Annotated in this window: 9 protein-coding genes; 4 read left to right on the top strand and 5 right to left on the bottom strand. The window is 68.7% G+C overall.

Annotated elements, in window-relative coordinates; translation table 11 throughout:
* Positions 1-50: 50 nt before the first annotated feature.
* Positions 51-608, top strand: a complete 558-nt coding sequence (locus WAL33_RS16485; protein ID WP_422182609.1) for an ActR/PrrA/RegA family redox response regulator transcription factor — start codon at positions 51-53, stop codon at positions 606-608.
* 129 nt (positions 609-737) lie between these two features.
* Here WAL33_RS16485 and WAL33_RS16480 read toward each other — a convergent pair whose 3' ends face one another.
* The 3 genes from WAL33_RS16480 to WAL33_RS16470 form a co-directional block, all read right to left on the bottom strand.
* Positions 738-1,523 (bottom strand): SDR family oxidoreductase, encoded by a 786-nt coding sequence (locus WAL33_RS16480; RefSeq protein ID WP_422182608.1) that lies wholly within the window; start codon positions 1,521-1,523, stop codon positions 738-740.
* 117 nt (positions 1,524-1,640) lie between these two features.
* Positions 1,641-1,925, bottom strand: coding sequence for a 4a-hydroxytetrahydrobiopterin dehydratase (locus WAL33_RS16475; protein WP_422182607.1), 285 nt, complete (start codon positions 1,923-1,925; stop codon positions 1,641-1,643).
* 28 nt (positions 1,926-1,953) lie between these two features.
* The gene (locus WAL33_RS16470) at positions 1,954-2,595 is read right to left on the bottom strand and encodes an HAD-IA family hydrolase (protein WP_422182606.1); all 642 of its coding nucleotides are present in this window, start codon (positions 2,593-2,595) and stop codon (positions 1,954-1,956) included.
* 265 nt (positions 2,596-2,860) lie between these two features.
* On the opposite strand from WAL33_RS16470, the gene WAL33_RS16465 reads away from it, so the two are divergent.
* The gene (locus WAL33_RS16465; protein WP_422182605.1) at positions 2,861-4,870 is read left to right on the top strand and encodes an AsmA family protein; all 2,010 of its coding nucleotides are present in this window, start codon (positions 2,861-2,863) and stop codon (positions 4,868-4,870) included.
* Between the two features lie 250 nt (positions 4,871-5,120).
* On the top strand, positions 5,121-5,396 hold the full coding sequence (locus WAL33_RS16460) for a YjhX family toxin (protein ID WP_422182604.1): 276 nt from the start codon (positions 5,121-5,123) through the stop codon (positions 5,394-5,396).
* Here WAL33_RS16460 and rsmD read toward each other — a convergent pair whose 3' ends face one another.
* Positions 5,397-5,960, bottom strand: coding sequence for a 16S rRNA (guanine(966)-N(2))-methyltransferase RsmD (rsmD, locus tag WAL33_RS16455; protein ID WP_422182603.1), 564 nt, complete (start codon positions 5,958-5,960; stop codon positions 5,397-5,399). It lies immediately after the preceding gene.
* 4 nt (positions 5,961-5,964) lie between these two features.
* A complete protein-coding gene (locus WAL33_RS16450) occupies positions 5,965-6,603 on the bottom strand; it encodes a TMEM175 family protein (RefSeq protein WP_422182602.1) in 639 nt (212 codons plus the stop codon).
* 126 nt (positions 6,604-6,729) lie between these two features.
* Between WAL33_RS16450 and WAL33_RS16445 the strand changes: the two genes are divergently transcribed.
* On the top strand, positions 6,730-7,668 hold the full coding sequence (locus WAL33_RS16445; protein WP_422182601.1) for a CPBP family intramembrane glutamic endopeptidase: 939 nt from the start codon (positions 6,730-6,732) through the stop codon (positions 7,666-7,668).
* Positions 7,669-7,694 lie beyond the last annotated feature (26 nt).

Raw genomic sequence — 7,694 nt, 5'->3', positions numbered from 1 at the left:
CGACAGTACGCCGCATTCCGCGGTGGGGTCGCCCTATGGGAGCGTTACGCATGGCAGATATCGCGGAAATGGTGGCGGCTCTCTCTGACAACAGCTTGCTGTTGCTCGACGACGATGCGCCCTTGCGCACGCGGCTGGGGCGAGCTTTGGAGCAGCGAGGCTTCGCGGTCACCCTGGCCGCGTCCGTGGGCGAAGCGCTGACGGCCCTGAAGGCCCACGCTCCGGCCCACGCCGTGCTCGACATGCGGCTCGAGGACGGCACCGGCCTGAAGGTGGTGGAGGCGGTGCGCGAGGCGCGCCCCGACGCCAAGATCATCATGCTCACCGGCTATGGCAATATCGCCACCGCCGTGGCGGCGGTGAAGGCGGGGGCGGTGGACTATCTGTCCAAGCCGGCAGACGCCGACGACGTGGCCAAGGCCCTGCTCACCGCCCGCGGCGACAGTCCCGATCCGCCGGACAATCCGATGAGCGCCGATCGCGTGCGCTGGGAGCATATCCAGCGGGTCTATGAGCTGTGCGGCCACAATGTCTCGGAAACCGCCCGCCGGCTGAACATGCACCGCCGCACCCTGCAGCGGATCCTGGCCAAGCGCGCGCCGCGCTAGACGGCGAGGACCCCCTCAGTCGCTCCGCGACAGCTCCCCCAAGAGGGGAGCATCTCCGCGGCGCCGAGTGAAATCCTTCCCCTTCGGGGTGAAGTGGCCCGAAGGGCCGGAGGGGGCCTCCCCGCCCCCTCACATCGCCGAAATGCCGCCGTCCAGCTTCATCTCGGCGCCGGTCATGAACTTGCTCTCGTCGCTGGCCAGATAGAGCACGGCGTTGGCGATGTCGTCGGGCTCGCCGATGTGGCCCAGCGGGATCTGCCGGCCCAGCTTGGCGTGCGCCTCTTCCTTGCCCAGACGCTGGCTCAGCGGGTCCAGGATCGGGGTGTCGATGAAGGTCGGGTGGATCGAATTGGAGCGGATATCCAGCCCCATCTTGGCGCAGTACAGGGCGATGTTCTTGCTCAGCAGCCAGACGCCCGCCTTGGAGGCGTTGTAGGCCGGTGAATTGTGGTTGGCGATCAGGCCGGCGATCGAGCTGATGTTGATGATCGAGCCCGGCTGGTGGGCGCGCATGTATTTCAGCGCGTGCTTGGCCCCCAGGAAGACGCTGTCGACATTGATCGACATGATCTTCTTCCAGACGTCGAACTCCATCTGCTCCAGCGGCTTGTCGCCGGCGACCCCGGCGTTGTTGAGCAGCACCGAGATCCCGCCCATCGCCGCGTCGGCCTTTTCCAGCGCCTCGATCCACTGGTCTTCCTGGGTGACGTCCAGTTCGAACGCGAAGGCCGTGCCGGCGCCATGGGCGGCGTTGATCTCGGCCGCCACGGCCTGGGCCCCGGCGAAGTTGATGTCGGCCAGGCTGACCTTGGCGCCCTCTTCGGCGAGACGACGCCCGGCCGCCGCGCCCAGGCCCTGGGCGCCGCCCGTGATGAAGGCCTTCTTGCCGGCGACCCGGCCCGTGCTCTGCGCCATGTTCGGCGTCCTCCCGATTATAATTCAAACACTAGTTTGAACTGTACTCCTCCCCCGTGCAACGGGGGAGGTGGCGCGCCGCGAATACGCGGCGTGACGGAGGGGGCCAGCCGGGCCCTAAGCGATCGAATCCATGAACCGCGCCATCGTCACGTCCAGCGCGCTGACCCCGCCGGCGTCGTGGGTGGTCAGCACCACCTCGACCCGGTTGTAGACGTTGAACCACTCCGGATGATGGTCGAGCTGATCGGCCTTCAGGGCCACGCGGGTCATGAAGCCGAAGGCGGCGTTGAAGTCGGCGAACTTGAAGGTCTTGCTGATCGCATCCTTCTCGGCGACCGACGTCCAGCCTTCGAGTTGGGAGAGGGCGGCGGCGGCGCCGATCTTGGCGGGGCTGGACATGGCGGCTCCTGCGGAGAAGTTTTCCCAGTCAGAACGCCAAACCGGTCGCCGCCGCAAGGTCCTCCAGCGCCTGATCCTCGGTGGTGACCTTGATCGCGGTCATGCCCAGGGCCGCGGCCGGCTTGCAGTTGACCCCCAGGTCGTCGAGATAGATGCACCGCGCGGGGTCCACCACCAGCCGCTCGCACATCATCTGGTAGATGCGTGGGTCGGGCTTGCGCACCCCGGCCTTGGAGCTTTCGATCACCACATCGAACTGGGCGAAGATGTCGGCGATCGCCTCGGCCTTCTCGGCCGAGCCCGCCATGCCGGTCCCGTGGCCGGTGACGACGTTGTTGGTGATGCAGCCGACCTTGAAGCGCGCCTTGCAGGCCTTCAGCGCTGCCACGACCCGGGGCCGAACCTCGCCCGACAGCAGGGGCAGCACCTCGGCGCCGCGCACGGCGTGGCCCAGGCGCGCGGCCTCCTCCAGGAACATCGCATCGAAGGCCGCCGCGTCGATCTCGTTGCGCTCGAACAGCGCCCAGGCGTTGGCGTCGGGATCGGCGGCGTTGACCCGGCGGATGAAGTCCATCGGCAGGCCGCGCCGGGCCTCGAACCGCCGGAACGCCTCGAACGGCGAAGTGGTGAACACCCCGCCGAAATCCCAGATCACCGCCTCGATCGCCATGCCCGCCTCAAACAGTTGTTTTGAAGCGACGCTAGGCGGCCGACGCGGCCCTGGCAATCACCCGATCGGGTCTTCATGAGCCGGTCCGGGCGTCATGATCGTCCTCCGCCGGGCCGGGCTTCGGAACACAACGACCCCATCCGCGCGTTGTGGACGGGTATCTGGAGGTTCCACCCTGACCACGCTCGCGCCCCATCCGCCGTCCAACGCCCAGGCAGGCCTCGTCGCCCGCCTGCGCGGCATGCCGCCGCGCGACCGTTGGGGGATGATCGGGGCGATCGTGCTGACGGCGGCGATCGTCGTCTTCCTGGTGCTGTTCGACTGGAACTGGTTTCGAGGGCCGCTGGGCCGTGTGGCCTCGGCGCGGCTGAACCGCGAGGTGGTGATCACCGGCGACCTGCGTGTCCATCCCTGGTCGTTCTCGCCCAAGGCCGAGGCGCTGGGCGTGCGCATCGCCCAGCCGGACTGGGCGGCCAAGGCCGATCCGAAGGGCTCGGCCGCTGGGACGCCCCCCTCCAAGCCATACATGGCCACGGTCGACCGCGTCGCGGTGCAGATCAAGCTTCTGCCCCTGCTGAAGGGCGAGGTGATCCTGCCGCTGCTGGCGATCGATCGCCCCGACGTGCGCCTGCTGCGCGAGGGCTCGGGCCGCGCCAACTGGACGTTCGGCGATCCCAACGCGCCCCAAAAGCCCCTGAAGCTGCCGGCCATCCAGCACTTCATCATCAATGACGGCCAGCTGCGCTACGAGGACCAGCAACGGGACATCTTCTTCCTGGGCACGGTCAGCTCCAACGAGCACGCCAGCAGCGACGGGCGCGGCAAGTTCGTGCTGGAGGGCAAGGGCCAACTGAACCGCGCGCCGTTCACGGCCCTGGTCACCGGCGGTCCGCTGCTGAACATCTCGCCCAACCGGCCCTATCCGTTCGACGCCAAAGTCGACGCCGGATCGACCCACGTGACGGCCAAGGGCCAGGTGACCAAGCCGTTCAACCTGGGCCTGTTTGAGACCCAGCTGACGGTGTCGGGCGCCGACCTCAACCGCCTCTACGCCCTGACCGGCCTGACCCTGCCCAACACCCCGCCCTACAAGATCAGCGGCCACCTGAGCCGCAACGGCCAGCGGTTCGACTTCAAGAAGCTGAACGGCCGGATCGGCGACAGCGATCTTTCGGGCGACCTGTTCGTGCTGATGGGGCGCGAGCGGCCCTATCTGGAGGCCGAACTGCAGTCCAAGCGTCTGGACTTCGACGACCTGGGCAGCCTGGTCGGCGCGGCGCCGGCCACCGGCAGGGGCGAGACCGCCTCGGCCGGCCAGAAGGTGGAGGCCGCCCAGCGCGACGCGACCAAGCGCCTGCTGCCCGACGCCACCCTGCAGGTCGAGCGCGTCAAGGCCATGGACGCCAAGGTCAAGTACCGCGCCCTGGCGGTCAACGCGCCCAACCTGCCGCTCAGGAAGGTCCGCGCCGACCTGACGCTGGAGAAGGGCGTGCTGACCCTGGATCCGATCGGCTTCACCTTCTCGCGCGGCGACCTGTCGGGGAAGGTGCGGCTGGACGCCAATCCCAAGGTTCCGCGCACGGATCTGGACCTGCGCCTGGTCAACGCCAAGCTCGAGGACTTCATCACCATCAGCAGCGGCGGCAAGCCGGCCATCGAGGGCGGGGTGTTGGCCCGGGCCAAGCTGACCGGCTACGGCAATTCGGTGCATCGGGCGGCCTCGACCGCCAGCGGCCAGGTGACCCTGGTCTCGCCCAAGGGCGAGATCCGCCAGGCGTTCGCCGAACTGCTGGGCGTCAACGCCTCCAAGGGCCTGCTGATGCTGCTGAGCAAGGACACCAAGGAAACCAGCGTCCGCTGCGCGGTGGCCGATTTCAGCGTCAAGGACGGGATCATGACCTCCAATCAGATCGTCGCCGACACCGGCGTGGTGCTGGCCAGGGGCAAGGGCACGATCGACCTGCGCAACGAACGCCTGGACCTGAGGATCGACGGCGACAGCAAGAAGCCGCGGCTGGTGCGCCTGTTCATTCCGATCACCATCCGGGGGCCGCTCATGGCGCCGAAGATCGGGCTGGACGCCAGCGGGGCCGTGGCCCAAGGCGGCGCCGCGCTCGCGCTCGGGGCCCTGCTCTCGCCCCTGGCGGCCATCCTGCCCTTCGTCACGGGCGGCGAGGCCAAGGACGCCGACTGCGCCGGCCTGATCGACGAAGCCCGGCGCGAGGGCGCGCCGGTCAAGGTGGCCCAGACGACGCCGGCCAAGGTGAAGAAGTAGCGCGTCGTCGCCGTTGCCGCGCGGACACAGGTCGGCGCGGCTTGGATCCTCCGATCATCTCGGGGGATGACGGATGACGGTGACGCGCTTAACTTCAGCCCATCCGAAACCCAGTGTGGTTCATGTCCGAGATTGTGTTTGAGGCCCGGGCCTAAGGCTCCGAACCTCCCGTTCGATAGCTGATCAGGCCCCGCTCCGTCCGCTCGCCAGACGGTGAGCGTTCTCATGCCTCGATCCTCGGACGACTTCCTTGAACATCTCAAAGCCGCAGCAACGCACGCTGCACGCGCTGGCGCAGGGCGCCCGCATCGAACTCCTGCGCGACGAAAAAGACCGCATCATCGGTGTTGACTGCATTACCCGTGATGGCTGGCGCCTGTCGGACTGCACTCTATCGGTCTTCAAGGCGCTGAAGAAACGCCGCTTCATCGCCAGTTCCGGCGGTGGACCCTACCGCATCACGCGGGACGGGGCGGTGAACCTGCGCTCGCAGGTCGACAACCGGGTGACGGTTCGCGGTTGGTAGCTAGGCCAGCCGAAAGAAGAGGACGCGCGCGGCGCCGTAGTCGCGCGCGTCGAGCCGTTCGAAACCTTCGGGTGTCGGATCGGGCTCGTCGCGGCCGCGCTCGAACATCACGATGGCGCCCGGCGCCAGCCAGTCGCCGGCGACCAGCGCGGCCAGGGCCTTTTCGCCCAGGCCCTTGGCGTAGGGTGGATCGAGGAAGGCGATGTCGAACGGCGCGCCCACGCTGCCGGGGCGCGCGCCCGGATCGGTGGCGTCGCGCCGGTGCACCCGGGCCTGGCCGAACAGGCCGAAGGCTTCCATGTTCTCGCGGATCGCGCCGCGCGCGGCGTCGTCGGTCTCGACGAACAGGCAGAAGGTGGCCCCGCGCGACATCGCCTCCAGGCCCAAGGCGCCCGAGCCGGCGAACACATCGATCACCCGCGCGCCATGCAGCTGCGGCGCCCAGGCGGCGTGCTCGAGGATGTTGAACACCGCCTGGCGCGCCCGATCGGAGGTGGGGCGGGTGGTGTCGCCCGGCGGGGTGGCGATGGCCTTGCCGCGATACTGGCCCGAGACGATGCGCAAGACTTCAATCCTCGGCGATTTGGGCGGCCGTGAGCATGCCGCTCCGGACCAGCAGGCGGTTGAGCAGCGACAGCGCGCCGACGATCGCGACGATCCCCAGCCAGCCCCACGGGGTGCGGGTGATGATGCTGACGAAGGTCAGGCCGCACATCAGGCCGGGCAGCAGGGCCACGCGCAGCAGCACGAAGCTCTTCTCGACCGTCGACATCGGCTCGGTCAGGCGGCCGACGAAGGCGGCGTAGGCCCAGGCCACGGCGTGGGCCAGGCCGATGGCGGTCGCCAGGCCCACATAGACGATCACCGACGGCAGCGACCCGCTTTCCCAGAGCAGTTCCGTGGTCAGGGGCAGCAGCGCCAGCAGGCCCAGCATCGCCAGGTTCAGCACGTCCAGCACGCCGTCGGCCCGGGTCAGGCGCGAGAAGGTGCGGCGATGGCTGATCCAATAGATGCCCACCACGCCGAAGCTGACGGCGTAGGCCATCAGCTTGTGCCGCATCTGCCCGAACAGGTCGGCCACGCCATGCCAGTGCTCGGGCGGATGGATCTCGATGGCCAGCAGGGTGATGGCGATCGCGAACACCGCGTCCGAGAACAGGATCAGGCGGTGCAGGTGCTGTGCTTCTTTCTGGGTTATGTCGGTCATGGCGCGCCCCGCGTTTGCCCCGATGTGTGCCGCGCGCCGTCGATCGCGGCAAGTCGCGTGTCGCGCGGCTTGCGCCCGAGACGGCGAACGCCTAGCGATTGATGCAGGTCAGGATCCGAAACAGTGGTGCTAGCAGAGCTTCGACGGTCGCCGTTCCTGGACGATCTGACGCCGACCGACCGGCGCGTCGTTCCGCTCCTGCTGACCTTGCCCGTCGGCGTGATCGCCGCCCTGCTGGCGGCGGTGATCTGCGGCGCCGCGGTGTTCGTGGCTTTCGCGATCGGCGGGGGCGGAGTCCAGGCGACCGAACGGCTGATGGCCATGATCGGCGGCGGCGAGACGCCGACCAGCCTGACCAAGGTCGCCTTCGTGCTCAGCCTGCTGGCCTTCATCAACGGCGGCATGGCCCTGGCCTTCGTGGGCGTGGCCGGTCTGCTGCATCACCGCCGGCTGATCTCGTATTTCACGACCGCGCCTCGGTTCCGCTGGCGGCTTCTGTTGCTCGGCCTGGGCCTGTTCGCGGTGACGATCGGGCCCTTGCTGCTGGCCTCGGCGGCGCTGGACCCCAAGGCGCCGGGCGCGCCGATCCTGGCGATCGCCCCCGACCTGGCCGGTCGCCTGGCCTATGCGGCCCTGGTCGTGTCCCTGCTGCTGATCGCGGCCGCCGCCGAGGAGCTGGTCTTTCGGGGCTGGCTGATCAAGATCGTCGGCGCCTGGTTCCCGGACCCGCGCGCGGTGCTGGTGCTGAGCGGCCTGCTGTTCTCGGCGATCCATTTGGATCCCAACCTCGACGCCTTCCTGGTGCGGCTGGCCATGGGCGTGGGCCTGGCGTGGATGACGCTGCGGCTGGGCGGGATCGAGTTCGCCATCGGGGCGCACGCAGCCAACAACATCCTGATCCTGCTGTTCATCCAGCCGATGGCCTTGAAGCCCGAGCCGCCGCATGGCTTTCCGCTCGAGATCCTGGTCATCGCGCCGCTGATGCTGGCCGGCCACGTGGCCCTGGCCGAGATCGCCGCGCGGTGGGCGCCGCTGCGCCGCTGGACCCGGCTGGCGGCCGTCTAAGGCCGCCGCTTGCCGCCCGTCGGGGC

It is taken from the genome of Caulobacter sp., assembly GCF_049283275.1.
Lineage (GTDB): Bacteria > Pseudomonadota > Alphaproteobacteria > Caulobacterales > Caulobacteraceae > Caulobacter.
Note: the sequence above shows the minus strand (reverse complement) of the source record. Positions and strands in the feature narration are given on the sequence as shown.

Excerpts from the sequence above, each read along its gene's own strand:
- WAL33_RS16485 (WP_422182609.1), top strand. The coding sequence starts at position 51 with ATGGCAGATATCGCGGAAATGGTGGCGGCTCTCTCTGACAACAGCTTG.
- WAL33_RS16480 (WP_422182608.1), bottom strand. The coding sequence starts at position 1,523 with ATGGCGCAGAGCACGGGCCGGGTCGCCGGCAAGAAGGCCTTCATCACG.
- WAL33_RS16475 (WP_422182607.1), bottom strand. The coding sequence starts at position 1,925 with ATGTCCAGCCCCGCCAAGATCGGCGCCGCCGCCGCCCTCTCCCAACTC.
- WAL33_RS16470 (WP_422182606.1), bottom strand. The coding sequence starts at position 2,595 with ATGGCGATCGAGGCGGTGATCTGGGATTTCGGCGGGGTGTTCACCACT.
- WAL33_RS16465 (WP_422182605.1), top strand. The coding sequence starts at position 2,861 with ATGATCGGGGCGATCGTGCTGACGGCGGCGATCGTCGTCTTCCTGGTG.
- WAL33_RS16450 (WP_422182602.1), bottom strand. The coding sequence starts at position 6,603 with ATGACCGACATAACCCAGAAAGAAGCACAGCACCTGCACCGCCTGATC.